The organism is Arcicella sp. LKC2W (genome assembly GCF_034931005.1).
Classification (GTDB): domain Bacteria; phylum Bacteroidota; class Bacteroidia; order Cytophagales; family Spirosomataceae; genus Arcicella.
Map to the genome: position 1 here is coordinate 1 of NZ_JAYGIN010000040.1, position 23,400 is coordinate 23,400.

Sequence of the window (23,400 nt, forward strand, 5' to 3'; positions counted from 1 at the left end):
CTTCGCAATATGGCTCCTGCTTTGATAGCTTGCTCTTTCAATTCTGGATTATTAATGCTGAATAAAACCTGTCCTTGCTTGACATTTTTACCTTCATCAATAAAAACTTTATCAAGATACCCTTTTACTCTGGCTCGGATTTCTACATTCTGTACCGCATTGATTTCGGCCACATAATCAGTGTGCAAAGTGGTGTCTATCTTGATGGGAGAGGTGACAGGAAAACTCTCTGCAACCTGTTTCTCTTGTTGGGCTTTTGTTGAACATGACAGTAAAAACAAGGTTATTAGTATACTTAATATTGGAATTTTCATACTTTGTTAATCATGAATTTTGATGAGTTAATACTGTTTTGGGGAATTCTTTATAAGAATAGATTTATTAAAACAGTTTGACAAAGGAATAACTCAATATTTAGAAAGGGCTTTGAATGCGATTAGAAACTCATTAGAAAGCATAGGTGTGTGCTTTAATTTGTATATTAAAATAATAATAGGAAAATATCTTAAAGCAAAAAGTGTTTTATGTTAAGTAGGTTGATAAAAGTGCTAACTCGTTATATATCTTGAAAAAATTATAGATTATTTTTTTTATCCTGAAGGATTAAATCTTCCCAAATTAATTCAGAAAAAAGATATTATTTTCCCAATGATAGTACCGATATAGTCTTTAAATTGAAACTCACAAGCGAATGTCATTCATCTTGTAAATCCATACATTTTAAATAAACGTAGTCCTGAAATAATCTAATAAAGAGAGTAGAGTTCTTAGTAAACCGTTAGTTAAAAATTAGAAATTAATTAGAATGATAAGAATTAAAATAAAAAGGTGTTTATTTGAGAATTTTAAATGCAATTGATAAAATGAAAATATTAGTGGTAGAAGATGAGTATAAAACACTTCAAGCAATTCAGCAGGGCTTAGAGGAGAATTTCTATGAAGTTGATATAGCTTATGATGGATTAATAGCCAAACAATTGGCACTTCGAAATTCGTATGCGTGCATAATCACAGATATTATTATTCCTGGTATTAATGGTCAAGTATTAACTTATGAATTAAGAGCTTTGGGCTTACAAACTCCTATATTAATACTTTCAGCATTATGTGAGTCAAGAGATAAAATAGCGGGTTTTGATGCTGGTGCTGACCAATATTTAGAGAAACCTTTTCAATTTGCAGAACTTCTTGCAAGAGTTAGGTCATTGACCAAGAGAAGGAATGATGTTAGAGTTACGACTCAAAGCTTGATTTTTTCAGATTTAGAAGTTGATTTAGATGCTAAAATAGTGAAGAGACAGAATAGAATCATTGAACTAACTGCCTTAGAATTTAGACTATTAGAATATTTTCTTAGAAACCAAGGAAGAGTTATGTCCAAAGTCCAGATTGCAGAGGATGTTTGGGACGTTAATATTGATAAAGGGACAAACTACATTGAAGTATATATCAATTATTTACGAAAAAAAATAGATAAAGACTTTAGTAAAAAACTAATACACACTGTATTTGGGATGGGTTATGTATTAAAAGAAGAGGATTAAATGACCTTACAGGAGAAACAAACATTGAGTTTTGGAAGTGTTGTCTCAACAATATTATTTGTTGCATTGATTTCCATTTATTTTTATACGGATTATTTTATTCAAAAAAACTTTTATAGAAGGCTTAATAATAGAGCTGAAACAGTTGTTTCTTGGCTATCTCAAACCATCGAAGATAAAGAAGATTTAGACGTTCTCAAAAGGTTGTTAAGTAATCGTAAGGATTTAATGCCCTATGAAGAAATACAAATTTTTAATCTTCAGTATAGGAAAATATTCTCTTTTAACAAAGTAACGCCAATCAGGATTGATACAAAAATTCTTAATGAGATTAAATTATTCAGAAATTATAAATTTACTGTTGATGAATTTGATGCGGTCGGCATTTTACATGAAACTGCAACTCAACGTTATATGGTCATAGCCCTTGCAAAAAACGACAATGGTGATAGTTTTTTAAAACAATTGCGGTGGAATATTTTTGCATTGAGTATTTTATCTTTCATTTTAATATTTGTCATAGGTTGGTTTTATACTCGAAAAACGCTCAAACCAATAATACGAATTGGAAAAGAATTAAATTTAGTTTTTCCACAAAACTTAGAGAGACGACTAACTACCTTTCAGGAAAATGATGAAATAGGAAACCTATGTAAAATTATCAATCAACTTTTAGAAAGGGTTGAAGATGGCATTAAGCTTCAACAGACTTTTATCTCTAATGTCTCTCATGAACTTCAAAATCCATTAACTCGAATATCTTCTCAATTGGAAGTTAGTTTGTTTAAGCAACGTAACCAAGATGAATATCAAAAAACGATTGCCTCTGTATTAGAGGACGTTGTGGATTTAATAGAACTTACACAAAACTTACTTAAGCTATCCCGATCAAATTTTGATTCAAAAGCACTTTTGGTGGATTCTATACGTTTAGATGATATGCTTTGGGAAACTCGAAGGATTTTATTGAATAATAACCCCAAATACCAAATTAATATAGAGTTTAACTCATTACCTGAAGAGTCTGAATATTTATGTATAAATGGAAACCATGCTTTATTACAAACTGCAATATTAAACTTAGCCGAAAATGCGTGTAAATTTTCCTCTAATCATAAAGTAACATTGACGCTTATCGCAGGCATCGAATCTAAAACTATTACGATTTTGGATGAAGGTGTAGGAATAAGTGATGATGAACTAAAGAGTATTTTTCAACCCTTTTATCGTTCTGATAAATCAACAGTTATAAAAGGTTACGGTATCGGTCTATCCTTAGTAGATAGAATTATAAAAGTACATCAGGGTAGGATAACAATTAATTCTGAAGTTAATAAGGGAACAATGTTTAGTATTTCCTTTCCAAATCAGCCTTGAGATAATGGAGTAATGGCTCATTTTAAACATAATACTCAGTAGTAGGTTGTTTTCTTTTAATATTTGACCCAAAACAAAGCAAAACAGTATTTTACTAAAGATTTTTGGAGAAGTTAAGCTTTATCTTGGACAAAAAATCCTTTTATTAAAATAGTATCTTAGTTTAAAACTGGTTGTCCAATAAGCATCGTTTCCTGTCTCTCCACGCTGAGGTATAGGATTAGGATAACCGATGGTTGGGGGTAAATTTTGGGCAGTGCCATTATAAGTTGAAAAACCTTGTCGATTACTGATTATATTAAAATTTTCTGCTCTACTTTCTCCTGAATAGGCATTAAATACTTCTGTACTACGGTTTTCAAAAGTGTTTAATGTTGCCTGATATGGCATATTCACGATGTCATCTAAAGCATCAGTTACAGTGATTCTGTAAGCAACTTCTGCAACAATATCGAAATTATTGCTAATCTTTTTTCTGATTCCAAAACCTAATGGAATCCCTAACTTGATAGATGGTTTTATATTGGAAATATTAACATCCGTCCATGCTCCAATTTGATTGGTGCTTGCATCAAATTTATCTCTTGCCTGAGCTGAACTACTAAAAATTACCACTCCTGCTAATACATACGGCATTACTTCTGGGCGATTACTCCTACGATTGCTAAATCCGTTTTTTAAGTTCAATGTTCCAACCAAAGAAGCTTCCTTCAGGTCATTTCTAAAATGTAAATTTCTTAAAAATTGTAAATCATAAGCATCTGACTGTGGATTAGCTGCCATATTCTTACCAGCAAAAGTAAAATCATTGGCAGAAATACGAATCCACGATATACCAAGTCTTGCAGAGAAAAGCGGCGAAAATTGATATGTTACCCCCGATGTTACATTCCATCTAACTGTTGAAATATAAGAATAAACGTTATTAGCTGGGTGAATATCTCCTAAATAATGAGCAGTACCGAAGCCTAAATCAATGGATAAGTTTTTATCAAAACGATTGTATGCAGGTATTAAATTCTGACGTTGAGCGAATGTACTTAGCTGTGTAAAAAAGAAAAATATGAGAATGTTTTTTTTCATAAATTATAGGTTGGCAATTACCCAAATCATCATATTGAAGTGATAATTTGTATGAGTAATTGCCAATTTGTTTTAGTATTTTGACTGTACTTTTACAACACAACGATTTCCTTTATCATCATAAATAACCACAAATCCTGTATGATGTAGAGGGGTCATGGTACTGATTTTATACAGTCCTGTTTCTTTGATGCTATAGTCAAAACTGATATTTTGCCCAAGTACATTATAAATTTTGATTTCTTTTACTTCTATATTTTTAAAGTATAGATTAAAATCTGGAAAACTTAATAGTGGATTGGGAAAGACTGAACATTGAATCAAATTGTCAAATTCAACTTGTTTAGGGTCAAAAACTTTACGAGTTCCATCTTTATCAATATATATTATTCTGTAACAATTTATACCTCCCATCGGAAAATTGTCAATAAATTCGTATTTATTTCCTGTACCAACTGCTGTTACTCTACCTATTTCTTCAAAGTGTACGCAGTCTTTACTTCTTTCAATGATAAAATAATTACTACGTATTTCAATGTCAGTTTCCCAAGTAACAATGGCTGATTTTTCATCTCTTTTATTAACATCATAAACAATTGCGGTTGCATATTTATTTGCCGTTGCTCCGAGTTCTGAGAAATGTGTTAGATTAAACTCTAAATAAAAACTTTCAGGCGTGAATGTTTTACCAATGATATTCTTGTAAAGAACTTCACTTATTCCGTTTGTAAAATTATCGTTATCTTCAAAACCACAGTTTTCTCTAACTCCTTCATAATGAACGATATTAAAATCGTTTATGGTGAGTAATGGTAAGTTTGTTGCTTTTTTATAATCGTTAAATTCTGTATTTAAGTAATATGTTCTTACAGAAACAGCTACATCAAATGAATCCTTCAAAGAGCTTTTGATATTATAGTAACGGCTCATTAATTGTGTACCAAACAAAGTAATAGGAATTTTTGGAGCACCATTGCCATAATGTCTAATTTGTAAGGTTACTTGTCCTAAATTTTGTCCATTCGGATTAACTGAAGCATAAAGCCTGCCATATTTATCATACAGATTAAACCATTTATTTCCTTGCACAGAATCTACCGAGGCAACCAAACAATCGATACTACCAATGACGAACATGGCTGGGTCTTCGTCGTCTTCATCGTGTTTCGGGTCAACTCCACTTACAACATCGTATCTTCCATCGCCATCACCCAAAATAACATTATCTGTTGGCGAATTTTCTTTACCGCCAATATCATTATTTGGATTTTTGTCATAACGACTATCATAATCGCTTGTTAGGATATACTTTCCTGCTTTATCAAGCGTGGTTTTAAATATCTCAGCTTTATTGATATAAGCTCCCTGTAAAGCATTGGGTTTGATTTTAAGCGTAATTTCAAATTTGGTACTATCGCCACCTGCTAAACTATCTATTCGAGTTACGGCATTAGTATCAATTGAAATAATGGTTTTGTTGATTGAAAATAAAGTGTCAATCGAAGAAATCCATTGCTGATTGATTGTTGTGGTTTTAATGAATGACGTTTCTTTAGGAAGATAATCGACCACATCGATATGATAAGCCTTTTGAGTTTTACATTGATTAAATACAGTTATTTCAAAACGTAACGAATCATTTGGTAAGTACATCGCTGTTACTGGGCTTGAAATAAGCTGTTTACGCAATGCCAAATCAAAACATCCGCTATCAAAAATCGTAATTAAGGCAGGGTCTTCATCATCTTCGTCATGTTTCGGGTCAATGCCTCCAACGATGTCAAATCTTCCATCACCATCACCCCAGATAACATTATCGGTTGGCGAGTTTTCTTTACCTCCAATATCATTATTAGGGTTTTTATCAAAACGACTATCAATATCCGAAGTGACATGGATTTTACCTGATTTGTCTAAATCAGCTCCAAATATTTCAGCCTTATTTAGTAAATTTCCATTTTGTGCATCAAGATTTACCCGCATCGAAATTTTCAGCGTAAGGCTGTCTTTTGCTGATAAACTATCAATTCTACTGATAGCATTTACGTCACTTTGAGTCCATTTACTATTATTACCAATAAATGACATTCCTTGTGGGATATAATCAATTACATCAATATTATACGCTTTTACATCACCCTGATTGACGATGATAACATTGAAAGTGATAATATCATTAGGCTTATAAGTTTTATTAGTGTCAGCAATGGTTTTACGTAATGCAAGGTCAAAAACAGCTGGAGTACAATCCCTAACAATGATATTTACAGAAGCCTTTGCACTCTCACAACCCTCTGGAGAAAGTTGACTAACGAAGTAAGTCTTTTTGCCAATAGTATTTGCTAATGGTGCTGAAACAAGAACATTATTATCATACCAAAGTAATTTATTGGCATTATCAGAGCTAATATTTGATAATGAAAGCGGACTGCCCAAACAAACAGAAATATCTCCCGAAACACTTGGTGGTAAAATAGCTTTTCCATCAGCTATAACCGTCGCAGTCGTTGCTGAACAAGCATTCGCATCCTTAACTGTCAATGTATAATTTCCTGCTGAAAGTCCTGTGAAAGTATTTGAATTTTGAAAGTTTGTACCATCGATTGAGTAGGTATAAGCAGAAGTTCCTCCTGTTGGCGTTAAGGTTATTTGCCCAGAAGTATTTGATTTACAAGTAAGATTTGTAGGGGTTGCTGAAAGTGCCAAAACCGCAGGTTCTGTTAAAGTTACTGTGGTCGTCGCTGAACAGGCATTGGCATCTTTAACCGTCAATGTATAATTTCCTGCTGAAAGACCTGTGAAGGTATTTCCACTTTGAAAATTTGTTCCGTCTTTTGAGTAGGTATAAGCCGAAGTTCCTCCTGTTGCCGTTAAGGTTATTTGCCCAGAAGCATTTGACTTACAAGTTAAATTAACCTGATTCGCTGATAAACTTAAAACCGCAGGTTCAGTTAAAGTTACCGTTATCGTTGCTGAACAGGCATTCGCATCTTTAACCGTCAGTGTATAATTGCCTGCTGAAAGTCCTGTGAAGACATTTGAATTTTGGAAAGTCGTTCCATCAATTGAGTATGAATAGGCAGTAGTTCCTCCTGTTGCCGTTAAGGTTATTTGCCCAGAAGCATTTGATTTACAAGTAAGATTTGTAGGTATTGCCGAAAGTGCCAAAACCGCAGGTTCAGTTAAAGTTACCATTGTAGTCACTGAACAAGCATTCGCATCTTTAACCGTCAATGTATAATTACCTGCTGAAAGACCTGTGAAGGTATTTCCACTTTGGAAAGTCGTTCCATCAATTGAGTAGGTAAAAGCCGAAGTTCCTCCAGTTGGCGTTAAGGTTATTTGCCCAGAAGCATTTGATTTACAAGTAAGATTAACTTGACTCGCTGATAAAGTCAGCGTATTGGGTTCGGTTAAAGTTACTGTGGTAGTAGCCGAACAAGCATTGGCATCTTTAACAGTCAGTGTATAATTGCCTGCTGAAAGTCCTGTAAAAGTATTTCCACTTTGAAAGTTAGTTCCATCAATTGAGTACGAATAGGCAGATGTTCCTCCCGAAGCGGTCAAAGTAATTTGCCCCGAAGCATTTGCTTTACAAGTTAAATTAACTTGATTGGCTGATAAACTTAAAACCGCAGGTTCAGCTAAAGTTACCATTGTAGTCGCTGAACAAGCATTGGCATCTTTAACCGTCAATGTATAATTTCCTGCTGAAAGTCCCGTGAAGGTATTTGAGCTTTGGAAAGTCGTTCCATCAATTGAGTAGGTATAAGTCGAAGTTCCTCCTGTTGCCGTTAAGGCAATTTGCCCCGAAGCATTTGACTTACAAGTTAAATTAACTTGACTCGCTGATAAACTTAAGACCGCAGGTTCAGTTAAAGTTACTGTGGTCGTCGCTGAACAGGCATTCGCATCCTTAACCGTCAAAGTATAATTGCCTGCTGAAAGTCCTGTAAAAGTATTTCCACTTTGAAAGTTAGTTCCATCAATTGAGTACGAATAGGCAGAAGTTCCTCCCGAAGCGGTCAAAGTTATTTGCCCCGAAGCATTTGACTTACACGTTAAATTAACTTGACTCGCTGATAAACTTAAAACCGCAGGTTCAGTTAAAGTTACTGTGGTAGTCGCTGAACAAGCATTAGCATCTTTAACAGTCAATGTATAATTGCCTGCTGAAAGTCCCGTGAAGACATTTCCACTTTGAAAATTTGTTCCATCAATTGAGTAGGTATAAGCAGATGTTCCTCCCGAAGCGGTCAAAGTTATCTGTCCCGAAGCATTTGCTTTACAAGTTAAATTAACTCGACCCGCTGATAAAGTCAGGGTATTAGGTTCTGTTAAAGTTACTGTGGTCGTTGCTGAACAAGCATTCGCATCTTTAACCGTCAATGTATAATTACCTGATGAAAGACTTGTGAAGGTATTTCCACTTTGAAAGTTTGTTCCATCAATTGAGTAGGTATAAGCCGAAGTTCCTCCTGTTGCCGTTAAGGTTATTTGCCCCGAAGCATTTGATTTACAAGTTAAATTAACTTGATTGGCTGATAAACTTAAAACTGCAGGTTCAGTTAAAGTTACGCTTGTAGTCGCTGAACAGGTATTGGCATCTTTAACCGTCAAAGTATAATTTCCTGCTGAAAGACCTGTGAAGGTATTTGAATTTTGAAAGTTTGTTCCATCAATTGAGTACGAATAGGCAGATGTTCCTCCCGAAGCGGTCAAAGTTATCTGTCCCGAAGCATTTGATTTACAAGTAAGATTAACTTGACTCGCTGATAAAGTCAGGGTATTAGGTTCAGTTAAAGTTACGCTTGTAGTCGCTGAACAGGTATTGGCATCTTTAACCGTCAATGTATAATTTCCTGCTGAAAGTCCTGTGAAGGTATTTGAATTTTGAAAGTTTGTTCCATCAATTGAGTACGAATAGGCAGATGTTCCTCCCGAAGCGGTCAAAGTTATCTGTCCCGAAGCATTTGATTTACAAGTAAGATTAACTTGACTCGCTGATAAAGTCAGGGTATTAGGTTCAGTTAAAGTTACGCTTGTAGTCGCTGAACAGGTATTGGCATCTTTAACCGTCAATGTATAATTTCCTGCTGAAAGTCCTGTGAAGGTATTTCCATTTTGAAAGTTTGTTCCATCAATTGAGTAGGTATAAGCCGAAGTTCCTCCTGTTGCCGTTAATGTTATTTGCCCAGAAGCGTTTGATTTACAAGTTAAATTAACCTGATTGGCTGATAAACTTAAAACCGCAGGTTCAGTTAAAGTTACCATTGTCGTCGCTGAACAGGCATTGGCATCCTTAACCGTCAATGTATAATTGCCTGCTGAAAGTCCCGTGAATGTATTTCCACTTTGAAAGTTTGTTCCATCAATTGAGTAGGTATAAGCCGAAGTTCCTCCTGTTGCCGTTAAGGTTATTTGTCCCGAAGCATTTGATTTACAAGTTAAATTAACTTGACTCGCTGATAAACTTAAAACCGCAGGTTCAGTTAAAATTACGCTTGTCGTCGCTGAACAGGCATTCGCATCTTTAACCGTCAATGTATAATTTCCTACTGAAAGACCTGTGAAGGTATTTGAATTTTGAAAGTTTGTTCCATCAATTGAATAGGTAAAAGCCGACGTTCCTCCTGTTGCCGTTAAGGCAATTTGCCCCGAAGCATTTGATTTACAAGTTAAATTAACTTGATTGGCTGATAAACTTAAAACCATAGGTTCAGTTAATGTTACCGTGGTCGTCGCTGAACAGGCATTCGCATCTTTAACCGTCAATGTATAATTGCCTGCTGAAAGTCCCGTGAAGACATTTGAATTTTGGAAAGTCGTTCCATCAATTGAGTAGGTATAAGCCGAAGTTCCTCCTGTTGCCGTTAAGGTTATTTGCCCCGAAGCGTTTGACTTACAAGTTAAATTAACTTGACTCGCTGATAAACTTAAAACCGCAGGTTCAGTTAAAGTTACGGTGGTCGTCGCTGAACAGACATTGGCATCTTTAACCGTCAATGTATAATTTCCTGCTGAAAGTCCCGTGAAGACATTTGAATTTTGGAAAGTCGTTCCATCAATTGAGTAGGTATAAGCCGAAGTTCCTCCTGTTGCCGTTAAGGTTATTTGCCCCGAAGCATTTGACTTACACGTTAAATTAACTTGACTCGCTGATAAACTTAAAACCGCAGGTTCAGTTAAAGTTACGGTGGTCGTCGCTGAACAAGCATTAGCATCCTTAACCGTCAAAGTATAATTGCCTGCTGAAAATCCTGTAAAGACATTTCCATTTTGAAAATTTGTTCCATCTTTTGAATAGGTATAAGCCGAAGTTCCTCCTGTTGCCGTTAAGGTTATTTGCCCCGAAGCATTTGACTTACAAATTAAATTAACCTGACCCGCTGATAAAGTCAGGGTATTAGGTTCAGTTAAAGTTACTGTGGTAGTCAATGAACAAACATTAGCATCTTTAACCGTCAAAGTATAATTTCCTGCTGAAAGTCCTGTGAAGGTATTTGAATTTTGAAAGTTCGTCCCATCTTTTGAGTAGGTATAAGCAGATGTTCCTCCCGAAGCGGTCAAAGTAATTTGCCCCGTAGCATTTGATTTACAAGTAAGATTTGTAGGTGTTGCCGAAAGTGCCAAAACCGCAGGTTCGGTTAAAGTTACTGTGGTCATCGCTGAACAAGCATTAGCATCCTTAACCGTCAATGTATAATTTCCTGCTGAAAGACCTGTAAAGGTATTTCCATTTTGAAAGTTTGTTCCATCTTTTGAATAGGTATAAGCCGAAGTTCCTCCTGTTGCCGTTAAGGTTATTTGCCCAGAAGTATTTGATTTACAAGTAAGATTTGTAGGGGTTGCTGTTAGCGTTATATTTGATACAGTTACTGTTACCGTATTTGAATTATTACTTATACAACCGTTTTCAGAACAAGTCGCATTGTACCCAGTTGTAACGGTTGGAGATACATTTAATGGGCTTCCTGTTCCTACAACTGCATTAGTGGTTGCATTTTTCCACGTAATTGTTCCAGTGCAACCTGAGGTTAAAATTAGATCTGTATTTCCTCCCTTGCAAATGATAACCGAACCAGATACAACTGGTGTTGTTGGCGTTGAATTTACGGTAATACTGACAGAAGTTCTATCTGTTTCACAAGAAATTAAAGGTACTGAACCTACTACCGAATAAATTCGGGCAACATAATATGTTTGAGAAGAACTTAACGTTGGCGTATTATACACTTCATTTCGAATCCCAGAAGTTGGAGAAAGTGAACTAAGGCTTGTAGGCGTATTATACCAATTAAATGTTCCCAAAGTTGAGGTACTACTTGCGGTAAGACTAACCGTTCCGCTGCCACATATTGCTGAAGATGATGGTGATACTGTTGGTTGTGCTGATAAATTATAGGGGTCGTTAACTGTAATTGTATTTGAAGTTTTAGTACAAAACTCAGAAACAACTGTAACCGTATAATTCCCTGCACTCGAAGCATCATACGTTGAATTTGTTGCTCCAGAAATTGCCGTTCCATTCAATTTCCATTGATAAGAATATGAGCCTGTTCCTCCAACAGGAGATGCCGTAAGGGTTGTAAATTTATTTATTTGACCTGTTCCACAAAAAAAGGTATTACCAGAAATTGTTATCAGTAATGGAGGGGTCACTGCTATTTTTGCAATCCCCATACTGCTACACCCAAATTGTGATGTCACATTTGCGATGATTACGCTAATTTGTGTTGATGAAGTAACATTTGTTACAATACCACTTATCGCCGTAACACTTCCTACACCTGGAAGCCCTGTAAGGTTTGACGTATTATCTCTACTCCAAGTATAACTTGTTGAACCTGAAACCGCCTTCTCATCTGTTATGCTTAAAGACACATTATCACCACTACAAATATTAATTACATCGGGCGTTATTGTTGCTTTGGGAATTGGATTTGCAGAAATTGTGAATGCCTTTGCAACTCCTACACAGGTAAGTCCATTATTTGAATACGAAGGAGTTACCGTTATTGTCCCTAAAATAGAAGAAGAGCCTGTATTTGTAATCGTAAAAGCAGGAATGTCACCTGTACCGCTTGTCGATAAGCCGATACCTGCATCGGAGTTTGTCCAACTGTAAACTGTTCCTGCAACACTACCCGTAAAACTAACGGCTGATGTTGAAACTCCATTACATAAAGATTGATTGGCAATACTATTAACTGTTGGGGTTGGATTAACGGCAATATTGAAACTTTGAGACGTATTCGTACAAGTTACCCCATTATTGGTAAAGTTGGGTACTACTGTTATCGTGCCAGAAATTGGTGAATTTGTTGAGTTTTGGGCGGTAAACGATGCAATGTTTCCACTTCCACTTGCCGCTAAACCAATATTTGTGTTTGTATTTGTCCAATCATAAGATGTTCCTGCAACTGTTCCAGAAAAATTTACTGCTGTGGTTGCTGAATTATTACAAATAAGTTGGTCTGAAATTGCATTCACGCTTGGAATTGGATTCACTGAAATAGTAAAATTTTTCGGTGTCCCAACACAACTTACCCCATTGTTAGTGAATGACGGCGTTACCGTAATTGTTCCTGTACTTACAGTTGTACCACTATTAATGGCAGTAAATGGTAAAATATTTCCTGTTCCATTTGCATCCAATCCAATACTTGAATTTGTATTTGCCCACGAATAAACCGTATTACTTACATTTCCTGTAAAATTGATAGCGGTCGTTGATGTACCATGACATAAAGTATTGTTAGTAATGGTATTAACTGTTGGAATTGGATTGACCGTTATGGTGAAATTTTGAGATGCCCCCGTACAAGTAACTCCGTTATTTGTAAATGAAGGTGTTACGGTTATTGTCCCAGAAATTGGAGCGTTAGTAGCATTTGTGGCGGTAAATGTTGAAATATCCCCACTTCCACTCGTGACTAAACCAATACTTGCATTGGTGTTTGTCCAAGCATAAGTTGTTCCCGTAACTGCTCCTGTGAAATTTACGGCTGTGGTTGCCGCCCCATTACAAAGTGTTTGGTTTGAAATAGAATTAACAGAGGGTGTTGGATTGACAGTTATGGCGACATTTTTGGCAGTACCTGTACAAATTACTCCGTTGTTTGTAAAAGTAGGCGTTACGGTAATTGTTCCAGAAATTGGAGCATTAGTAGCATTTGTTGCCGTAAATGTAGCAATATCCCCACTCCCACTTGTTGCTAAACCTATACTTGAATTGGTGTTTGTCCAAGAGTAATTTGTTCCTGTAACTGCTCCTGTAAAATTCACGGTTGTGGTTGCTGAACCATTACAAAGTGTTTGTTCTGAAACAGAATTAACCGTTGGAATTGGATTAACAGTAATAGTAAAATTTTGAGAAGTTCCTGTACAAGCAACCCCATTATTTGTGAATGAAGGAATTACAGAGATTGTACCAGAAATAGGTAAATTACTGGAATTGGTAACATTAAATATTGGAATGTCTCCTGCTCCGCTTACTGCTAAACCTATATTTGAATTTGTATTTGTCCAAGAATAAGTCGCTCCCGAAACTGCTCCTGTAAATCCAATGGCGGTTGTTGGCGAGCCGTTACATAATGTCTGGTTACTAATTGGATTTACTGTTGGAGTTGGATTGACAGTTATCGTAAAATTTTGAGGAGTTCCTGTACACGTAATGCCATTATTTGTGTAAGATGGTGTAATTGTTATTGTCCCTGAAATAGGTAATACCCCCGAATTTGTAGCATTAAAAGTTGCGATATTGCCGATACCACTCGCCACTAAACCAATATTTGCATTGGTGTTTGTCCAAGAATAGACCGTTCCAGAAACTGCCCCTGTAAAACTGATTGCGGTAGTCGATGAACCATTGCATAAAGTTTGATTGGCTACTGCATTAACGGTTGGCGTTGGATTGACAGCAATGGCAAAAGTTTTTGCTGAACCTGTACAAGTAACGCTACTACTTGTAAATGAAGGAGTTACTGTGATGTTACCAGTTATAGGACTTGCCGTTGAGTTTGTGGCACTAAATGTTGCGATATCTCCTGTACCGCTTGCTCCCAAACCAATATTTGTATTAGAATTTGTCCAAGAATAGACCGTATTTGCAACAGTTCCTGAAAAACTTACGGCTGGAATTGTTGAAGCATTACATACAGATATATTTGTAAGGTCATTTACCGTTGGAACAGGATTTACTGTGATGGTAAAATTTGTTGGTAAACCTGTACAAGTAACTTCATTATTTGTAAAAGTTGGCGTTACCGTAATTGTTCCATTTATAGGAACAACTCCCGAATTGGTACTTGTAAATGCAAGAATATCGCCAATTCCTGATGCTCCCAAGCCAATATTAGCATTGGTATTTGTCCACGAAAAAATTGTTCCTGTGTCAGTTCCTGAGAAAGCTACGGCGGTACTCAATGCCCCTTTACATAAAACTTGGTTTGCAACTACATTTACGGTTGGAATTGGATTTACAGTAACAATCGAAGTGGACGAAGAACTTATACATTCTATACTCGCAATTTCGCAAGTAGCATAATACGTGGTTGTTACACTTGGTGTTACAGTGGTTGTTGTGAGTGGTGTCGTCAATGAAGCATCTGAATACCAATTAATAATACCAGACAAACAAGTTCCAGAAAGTGTTGTGCTTTCTCCAAGACAAAGTGTTGGAGAGGTGGTTGTAGGTGCTGATGGGTTTTCAGTAATGGTTACGGTTAAACTTTTCATACAACTTCTTGCATCCAAAACATCAATTGTATAAGTACCAGCAGACAAACTATTAAATGTATTTCCTCCCCAAGTTCCTCCATTAATTCGGAAATTGTATGGAGATGTTCCTCCATTTCCTTCAACAGTAATACTTCCTGTATTACCTACAATACAATCATTTTGACTATCTAATGCTATCGTCAGGTCTGATACAGAATTTACCGAAACACTACTGGTTAATGTACATCCATTTGCATCTTGAACTCCAATGGTATAAACGCCTGAGCTAAGATTTGAAAAAACAGTAGATGCTCCATAAGTGCCACCGTTCAAATTGTAGGTCAATGGAGCTGTTCCTCCAGAGCCTGACACCTTGATAATTCCGTTGTTTCCTAATGTACAATCATTTGTTGTTTCAGATAAAAGAACGATTGGGTCACTTTGGGTAACTGTGATACTTTGTGTGTTGCTACAACCTTTACTATCTTTTGCAATAATATTATACGTTCCTGCATTAATGCCTGAAAATATATTTCCCGATTGAAAAGTTAGACCATTGTCTTTTGAATAGGTATAAGCAGGTGTTCCATCTGTGGTATTGGCAATAATTGTACCCTTGCCTGCTCCCGCACAAGTTATGTTTCCAGCCGTTAAACTTAGAGAAGGGTTTTGATTAACAACGACTGCCAAAGTAACCCTTTCTGTTTCACAAGTATTTAACATTTGAGAAACATAATAATTTGTTGTTCCCGTAATAGCCGTTGATGGTGTTGGTGCTGTTGTTGAACCTGTACCACCAGTGGGAACACTATACCATAAAAGTGTTGCCCCTGATGAACCTGTCGCTACAAGTTGAGACGGAGTAGCTCCTTGACAATATTGTACCGAACTTACAGTTGGTAAAGGTGGTGTTGGATTAACGGTGATTCCAACATTCATGGCACTACTTTTACATCCTGTACTACTCACACAGGCTACATAATAAGAAGTTGATGAACTTGGACTTACTGTATTAGAAACAATGGTTGTTAATGCGGCAGTTGTGTACCAAGTTGCAATTCCTGTTACACAAGTGGCAGAAAGTGTTGAAATTTGACCCGAACAAATTGTTGTAGGGCTTGCTGATACAGCCGTTGGTGCAGATGGTGTTTGATTAACTGCCAATCCAACATTCACAGAACTGCTTTTACAGCCTGCAACACTCACACATGATACATAATATGAGGTGTTTGATGTTGGGCTTACAGTTGTACTTGATAATACATTCGTTAAGGCTGCATCGCTATACCATGTTTCTGTTCCCGTTGTACAAGTTGCTGAAAGCGTTGAGTTTTGCCCTGAACAAATAGTTGCAGGACTTGCCATAGCGTTGGTTGGTGCTGACGGAGTTGGATTAACTGTTACGGTTGTATTTCCAGAGGTACTTTTACATCCTGCATTACTCACACAAGACACATAATAAGTAGTTGTGGAAGTTGGACTTACAGGACTTGAGATGACATTTGTTAAACCAGAATTAGTGTACCAAGTGACTGCTCCTGTTGCACAAGTTGCCCCAAGCGTTGAACTTTGTCCCGAACAAATAGTGGAAGGACTTGCCGAAATGGAAGTTGGTGCAGACGGCGTTGGATTTACCGTTACGGTTATACTTCCAGATGTACTTTTACAACCCGCACCGCTCACACAAGACACATAATAGGTAGTTGTAGAAGTTGGACTTACAGGACTTGAAACGACATTTGTTAGAGCTGCATCACTATACCAAGTTGTTGTTCCCGTCGCACAAGTTGCAGAAAGCGTTGAACTTTGTCCCGAACAAATTGTGGCAGGACTTGCCGAAATAGCAGTTGGAGCAGTCGGCGTTTGATTAACGGTTATCGTTACATTTCCACCAGAACTTTTACATCCTGCACTACTTACGCAAGCAACATAATAAGTGGTTGTGGTGGAAGGCGTAGCTGGACTTGGACTTGCAATAATACTTGTTAAACCTGCATTACTGTACCAAGTGACTGTTCCTGTGGCACAAGTTGCGGAAAGCGTTGAACTTTGTCCCGAACAAATCGTGGAAGGACTTGCCGAAATAGCCGTTGGAGTTGTTGGCGTTGGATTGACAGTTACCGTTACATTTCCTGCCGTACTTTTACATCCTGCACTACTCACACAAGCTACATAATAAGTGGTTGTAGAAGAAGGCGTAGCTGGACTTGGGCTTGCAATCACAGAAGTTAAAGCGGCATCGCTATACCAAGTGGTTGTTCCTGTTGCACAAGTTGCCCCAAGCGTTGAACTTTGTCCCGAACAAATAGTCGTAGGACTTGCTGAAACTGAAGTTGGAGTAGTTGGCGTTGGATTTACCGTTACAGTAACACTTCCACCTGTACTTTTACATCCTGCACTACTCACACAAGCTACATAATAAGTGGTTGTGATGGCGGGCGTAGCTGGACTTGGACTTGTAATAATAGTTGTTAAACCCGCATTACTGTACCAAGTTACTGTTCCCGTAGCACAGTTTGCCGAAAGTGTTGAACTCTGTCCCGAACAAATAGTCATAGGACTTGCCGAAACTGAAGTTGGAGCCGTTGGCGTTGGATTTACCGTTACAGTAGCACTTCCAGAAGAACTTTTGCATCCTGCACTACTCACACAAGCTACATAATAAGTGGTTGTATTAGAAGGGGTAGCAGGGCTTGGACTTGCAATCACGGATGTTAAAGCAGCATTACTGTACCAAGTTGTTGTTCCTGTTGCACAAGTTGCCGAAAGCGTTGAACTCTGTCCCGAACAAATCGTGGAAGGACTTGCGGAAATTGAAGTCGGAGCCGTTGGTGTTTGATTGACGGTTACAGTAACATTGCCAGATGTGCTTTTGCAAACGCTACCAGTTACACAAGCAACATAATAAGTCGTTGAGGTTGATGGGCTAACCGTATTTGTTATTATTGCCGTCAAATTAACATCACTATACCACGTTAAAGTACCCGTTGTACAGTTTGCAGAGAGCGTTGAACTTTGTCCCGAACAAATAGTTGCAGGACTTGCCGAAATAGCGGTTGGAGCGGATGGCGTAATATTAGTTGTTGAAACATTGGCAGTAGTCGTTGCCGTACAACCATTCGCATCTGTTGCTGTAATCGTATATGAGCCAGCAGTAAGATTATTGAACGTTCCTGATGGACTTTGAGAACCAACACTTGGCGAAATTGAATAGCCAATACTTCCTGTTCCTCCCGATGCCGACACCACTATTTTGCCATTGCTATTACCTGTACAAGTTACGTTTGTAATGGTTGGGCTACCAAACGAAATACTTGTTGGTTGATTAATCGTAATTGAATTAAATTTTGTACAAAAATTATCTTTTACATAGAAAGTATAGGTACCTGCATTTAATCCCGAAAATACATTACTTGCTTGATAATTAACCCCGTCTTTACTATAAGTGGCAGTACCTGTTGGTGTTCCTGTATAATTAACGGTTGTAGTGGAAGTTCCACCGTTACAGGTGATTGCCGTTGCACTTGCCGTCAAACCTGTTAGTGTACAACAACCAATAGAAGCAGTTCCCGAATTAGCAGGAAAATTAACCGTTGTAGCTCTATTAGAATAGTTGGTGATAACAATCACATAAACTTTTCCAGCAGTTACCGAAGCAATAGAAAGCGGAACATTTGCAGAAGTGGTATAATCACAAGATAAAGGTGTGCTTTGAGTAGCAACGCAAGCATCAGCTACTGAATTAACGGGTCCCCAAACAGCACCATCAATATCAACGCCTGCGGTATTTCCGATAGCAAATGATACAGAACCAGAGGTAAGCGGAATAAAGTAAAACCAAGATTGGTTCGGGCGTGTTCTCAAACAACCCCAAGAAGTTGAAGCTGTCCCTCCATTAGTAGTATTGTTTACTAAAGCAGGAAATGTAGTGTTACTACACAATTGTGCATCACTCGAAGATGCCATTGAAGCACATGATGAGGCTGGCGTATTCGCAGCAATTTTAGCTCCCTTTTTAACCTCTTGTATGTTATTATTCTTATTTTCAGCAACTAAACGAACCGTCACAGGCTTCCAAGCACTCACGCAACCGCTTTCAGGTTCTTCATATCTTACATAGTACGTTTGTGAGTCAGCCGTAGGTTTAATAAGGGTTTCATTTCCTATATTACTTTCATGTTTCCAACGCAAAGGCGTTGTATTAGCAGACTTAACCCCAAGATAAAAAGGGTCTTTAGTCGTTATTTCATAATTGGCGGGCGTATTAGGTAATCCGCTGAATTTGGCTACATTAACATTTAAAGTAATCGTATTTGATGGCTTACTTTCTGTATCTCCAACTTTACAAGTTGCAAAATAACTCGTAGTGATTTTTGGTGAAATATTTATAATCCTACCATTGCCAATAATATTATTCTTTGTTGTTTTCCAAATTATAGTTCCAGAACATGAACCTCTTAATGTAAGGTTAGTTTTTGTCCCAAGACAAATCGAAGTATTTCCTACAATTGATAAAGAAGAATTGACAGGTTGAGTATTGATTGAATCAACAGGTTCTAAAGTTTTAATAACTTTAGCCTGAGCATTTATATTTGGCTCCGATATGAGAAGGAATAAAAATATTCCAACCAAATTGAAAATACTAATCCGATTATGTACTGTCTTGTAAATATTTAACATAAAAAAGAGGGTAATAGAAATAATTCAAAAATATTTTTGAATTATTTCAAAGTTGGCGGCTTGATAGATGATATTAAAACCTATTTGAATCACTTATGTACAAAAATGTCACCAAAATTGCTCGTAATCTTCTAAAACATATTTATAGAAATTTTAAACTCTCAGCAAAATTAGAAACACATAATTTTGGGGGTTACTCAGGCAGTTAATCTAATGAGAAAGGATAAATATTATATCATAATTAAGGAAGAAATAATCTGTTCATATTATTTATGACTTAAAACCTATGATATTTTATGGAGATAATTTTAATTATGGTAATAGACAATCCAGTCGTAAAACTCTATTTTTTTACAATTGTACTGGTGTAAAAACACAACTTAATGATATTATTCCAATCTTTTTTATAAAAGCTATTTAAAAAGTAGAAAACAAGAAATTTATTCCAAATAGTTAAGTAGATTTTATCAATAAGTCTCCTAAATAATCACTCCGTACTGGTTCTTCAAAATAATAAATACTTCTCAAATTATAACCCCTTTGAGCTTAGACGAAAAAGGTACCAATAGTCACAGATATTCAAGTGCATAAGTAATTTTTCAAGGATTAATTACAATGAAGACCTTTTTTGAAAAAACAACAGTAGCATTTTAAAATAGTATTTCATTTTGTCCCAATACTTAATCGGCTGATTTTGAGTGCTGGCTGCAATTTTGAATTTGACACAAATCCACTTTAATTATAATCGAAACTATCTACGCTTAATTAACACGTTCCATAAAAATGAGTACTTTTGTATCCATTTTTAACATACCAAAACTGACTTTATTTCTCTCTTTAGATGAAAAAAATCATCCTCTCACAACTCTTTTTTCTTATATTTTTTAAGGTTTCTGCTCAGAACCTTCCACATATTGCTCAAATTAATGTTGCGGAGATTAGAAACACGCTGAAGGCAGCACCACTTGAAATGAGTTTCACCGTTGCTCAACAACAAGCTACTACCGCAGGTATCTCCATATCATTGCCCTTACCCGACGGTACCCATAAATCTTTTGTGGTATTAGAGTCGCCTTTGATGGAAAGTGGACTTGCCAAACAATATTCTGATATTAAGACTTATCGAGTTTTTGGTGAAGCAGCAAATGGACTTATCACAGTGTCCCCCAGTGGTGTGTATGGTTTGATTTTCGATGTGACAGGGAATGTGGTAATTGCTCCTAAGGGTAATCTTCCAAACGAACATGAGGTACTTTATCAAAATAATTTATTTGGCGAAGAGGAATGTAAAATTGGAACAGAACATATCGGGTTGTCTGATAAAATTAATGCAGAGAACTCTGTCCAAACGTATAATAACGGTTCTACGTTACGCACATATCGCATCGCAATTGTTACTACGGGCGAATTTTACACCAATAATGGCGGGAATGCAACATCTGCCCAAACTGCGGTAGTAAGTATCGTAAATTCACTGAAGGCTGTTTATGAAAAAGAGGCTTCCGTAAGCTTTACTTTGGTTGCTACTAAGTTTTATACAGATGCCACCACCGACCCTTTCAATGGCTCGGATGCCCTAAAAGCTGCTGAAGTTTTTGGAGGATTAATAACGTCAGAACCAACTAATTTTGCTTTGACAAACTATAATATTGGACACGTACTGCACCATGCGTCTGGAGGGGGCGTTGCTTATCTGAATGGGCCGTGTCGTGATAGTAATCTTAGTAGTTCTTACCCAAGTCCTGTCAAAGCAGGGGCTTGGAGTGGCTCTACTACAACATCATTTAATACTTTTATTCATGAGGTAGGTCATCAGTTCAGTGCTGGGCATACTTTCAACAGTGTGTCGTCAAGCTGTAATGGTAATATCATGACGGGGTCGGCTTACGAACCTGGTAGTGGTTCAACGTATATGTCGTATGCAGGGAATTGTTCCCCTGATAATATATCTAATGCCTCGGGGAGTAATCGTACTTATTTCAATACCAACAGTTTACAAAGTATTATCAATTATAGTATCAATTCTGGAACGTGTAGTGTCAACACCAGTACAGGAAATACTCCGCCAGTTATCAATCCAAACCCTCATACTAAAACCTTGATTATTCCCAAAAATACACCCTTTATGTTGGAAGGGAGCGGGACGGATGCTGAAGGACAAACAATTTTGTACAACTGGGAACAGTATAATTTAGGTACTACTCGTGGAGCATCAGACGATGCACGAAACGCCACAGATTCACCGATTTTCAGAAGTCTCGCACCTAATGCTACGGGTAATGTTCGATTCTTCCCTAACATGAATACCGTCCGAAATAATAAAAATTTACCCAATAATGATGAAGCATTGCCACGAGTTGCCCGAACTATTAGCATGAGACTTACGGGCAGAGATAATAATGCTTTGGGCGGGGGCGTACACAATGCGTCTATCAACATCACCGTAACCAATTCAGAGCCATTCAAAGTGAGTTCTTTCAATAACCCTACAACTTGGGTTTATGACGGCACAAGTAGTATTTTACTCACTTGGGACGTTTCAGCTACGAATCAAACTCCAATAAATTGCCATCATGTAAAAGTCACGTTTTCGACCGATGGTGGAGCAACTTTTCCGATTATATTGTTGGAATCGACACCCAATGATGGTTCGGAATTAATACCAATTCCGAACAATATTACCACGACAGGTAGAGTAAAAATTGAGGGAATTGGCAATATATTTTTCGACATCAACGACCGTAATATAACCATTACTAATACCTGCGTAAAAGAAACTATCAGTACAATTAGCCCAAGTACAGCAGTTTCAGGAACAGTCAATACCGCAGCTCTAAATTTGACCAACAGTTCTCCCCTTTTTGGATTGGCAAATACTATTACAGGTGCAATCGGCTCAAACGACCCCATAACTACCTTAGTGGCTCGTAACCCAACGACTACTGTTTGTACACCACTTTCTGCCAATACACCGCAGTACGACCAATATTCGATTAGGGTGTCTGTCGCAGGAAACTATACGTTTTCTTACACCGCAGGGTCATTGACCAGTGGTAGTAGAATAATGAATCTATACCAAAACAACTATGACGTTCTGAATTTATGTGCCAACTGGTTAGCTTCAAATGCCAGCAGTAGTAATGGTACTTCTTTTACGCTTGTCAATCCTATGGTGGTTAGTCTTGTTCCGAACGTTACATATATATTGGTACTATCTGGAAATGGCAGTAATACAGGCACTTATACACTCGGCATCACCAACACGGTGAGTGGTGAAGTCAGATACACTGAACCTCAAAACACCGCTTTCAAATACTTAATTGTGAATAATACAACGAATAATATTGTCAGTTTTTCGGACAGTACCAATTTGAGTACCTATCCAGTAGGAAGCTACAAATTGTATATTTTTTCTCACGTAGAGAATCTTGTGTTGAACAATTATATCAATACTAATTTCATGACGTTTCAGAACAATGTTAGCAACAATTCTATCTGTGGAGTGATTAGTAGTAATTTTAGACAAATAGATATTACTCCTCCATGTCCTCTTACTTCAGACCTATCAGGCATTGCTACATCGGGAATACAGCAAGCTATTCAAAGTATTGTTTCCACGCAGGCAATCAATTCGGGGATAAACGTAATTTATCAAGCAGCCAATTCCATCACGCTTTTACCAACTGATGCGAATAGTGGTTTTAATGCTACTGATGGAAGTATTTTTAGAGCCGAAATTGGGGGATGCCACTAAAGATGAGTAAGAAGTAAGTCTTTTCGATTTGGTTACTCAAAATATACGGATGAATGTTAAATTTATGGTAGTCACAAAAACGATGTAAGTAGGGGTTTGTATTTAATTATTGGGTCTGTAACGCTTCTGATTAACTTTATAACCAACTAATAATCAGTAAATTACGGCACTAAATTCTAATACAAAATCCCAACCCTACCCTACTTAAAATGCTTGTCTTTCATATACTAATGAACCATT

Annotated in this window: 6 protein-coding genes; 3 read left to right on the forward strand and 3 right to left on the reverse strand. The window is 37.0% G+C overall.

The genetic code is table 11. The features are described 5' to 3' along the window. Positions 1–314: biotin/lipoyl-binding protein (locus tag VB796_RS22745; protein WP_323348895.1), on the reverse strand; the 314-nt coding region annotated here is incomplete at its 3' end. Between the two features lie 549 nt (positions 315–863). On the opposite strand from VB796_RS22745, the gene VB796_RS22750 reads away from it, so the two are divergent. Next, positions 864–1,544 carry a response regulator transcription factor gene (locus VB796_RS22750; protein ID WP_323348905.1) on the forward strand — a complete coding sequence of 227 codons (681 nt, stop codon included), beginning with the start codon at positions 864–866 and terminating at the stop codon, positions 1,542–1,544. Continuing rightward, complete coding sequence (locus VB796_RS22755) at positions 1,545–2,921, forward strand: HAMP domain-containing sensor histidine kinase (RefSeq protein WP_323348896.1); 1,377 nt, start codon at positions 1,545–1,547, stop codon at positions 2,919–2,921. Between the two features lie 120 nt (positions 2,922–3,041). Here the strand turns inward: VB796_RS22755 and VB796_RS22760 are convergent, their stop codons facing one another. Both VB796_RS22760 and VB796_RS22765 read right to left on the reverse strand, forming a co-directional pair. Continuing rightward, positions 3,042–4,004: a DUF6089 family protein gene (locus VB796_RS22760; protein ID WP_323348897.1), complete on the reverse strand. Its 963-nt coding sequence runs from the start codon at positions 4,002–4,004 to the stop codon at positions 3,042–3,044. A gap of 72 nt (positions 4,005–4,076) precedes the next feature. Continuing rightward, a complete protein-coding gene (locus tag VB796_RS22765; RefSeq protein WP_323348898.1) occupies positions 4,077–19,406 on the reverse strand; it encodes a hypothetical protein in 15,330 nt (5,109 codons plus the stop codon). An 841-nt stretch (positions 19,407–20,247) separates the two neighbouring features. Between VB796_RS22765 and VB796_RS22770 the strand changes: the two genes are divergently transcribed. Continuing rightward, the gene (locus VB796_RS22770; protein ID WP_323348899.1) at positions 20,248–23,160 is read left to right on the forward strand and encodes a zinc-dependent metalloprotease; all 2,913 of its coding nucleotides are present in this window, start codon (positions 20,248–20,250) and stop codon (positions 23,158–23,160) included. The last annotated feature ends 240 nt before the right edge of the window (positions 23,161–23,400 follow it).

Bases quoted from the DNA above. Each gene is read 5' to 3' on its own strand.
- VB796_RS22750 (WP_323348905.1), top strand. From the start codon at position 864: ATGAAAATATTAGTGGTAGAAGATGAGTATAAAACACTTCAAGCAATT.
- VB796_RS22755 (WP_323348896.1), top strand. From the start codon at position 1,545: ATGACCTTACAGGAGAAACAAACATTGAGTTTTGGAAGTGTTGTCTCA.
- VB796_RS22760 (WP_323348897.1), bottom strand. From the start codon at position 4,004: ATGAAAAAAAACATTCTCATATTTTTCTTTTTTACACAGCTAAGTACA.
- VB796_RS22765 (WP_323348898.1), bottom strand. From the start codon at position 19,406: ATGTTAAATATTTACAAGACAGTACATAATCGGATTAGTATTTTCAAT.
- VB796_RS22770 (WP_323348899.1), top strand. From the start codon at position 20,248: ATGAAAAAAATCATCCTCTCACAACTCTTTTTTCTTATATTTTTTAAG.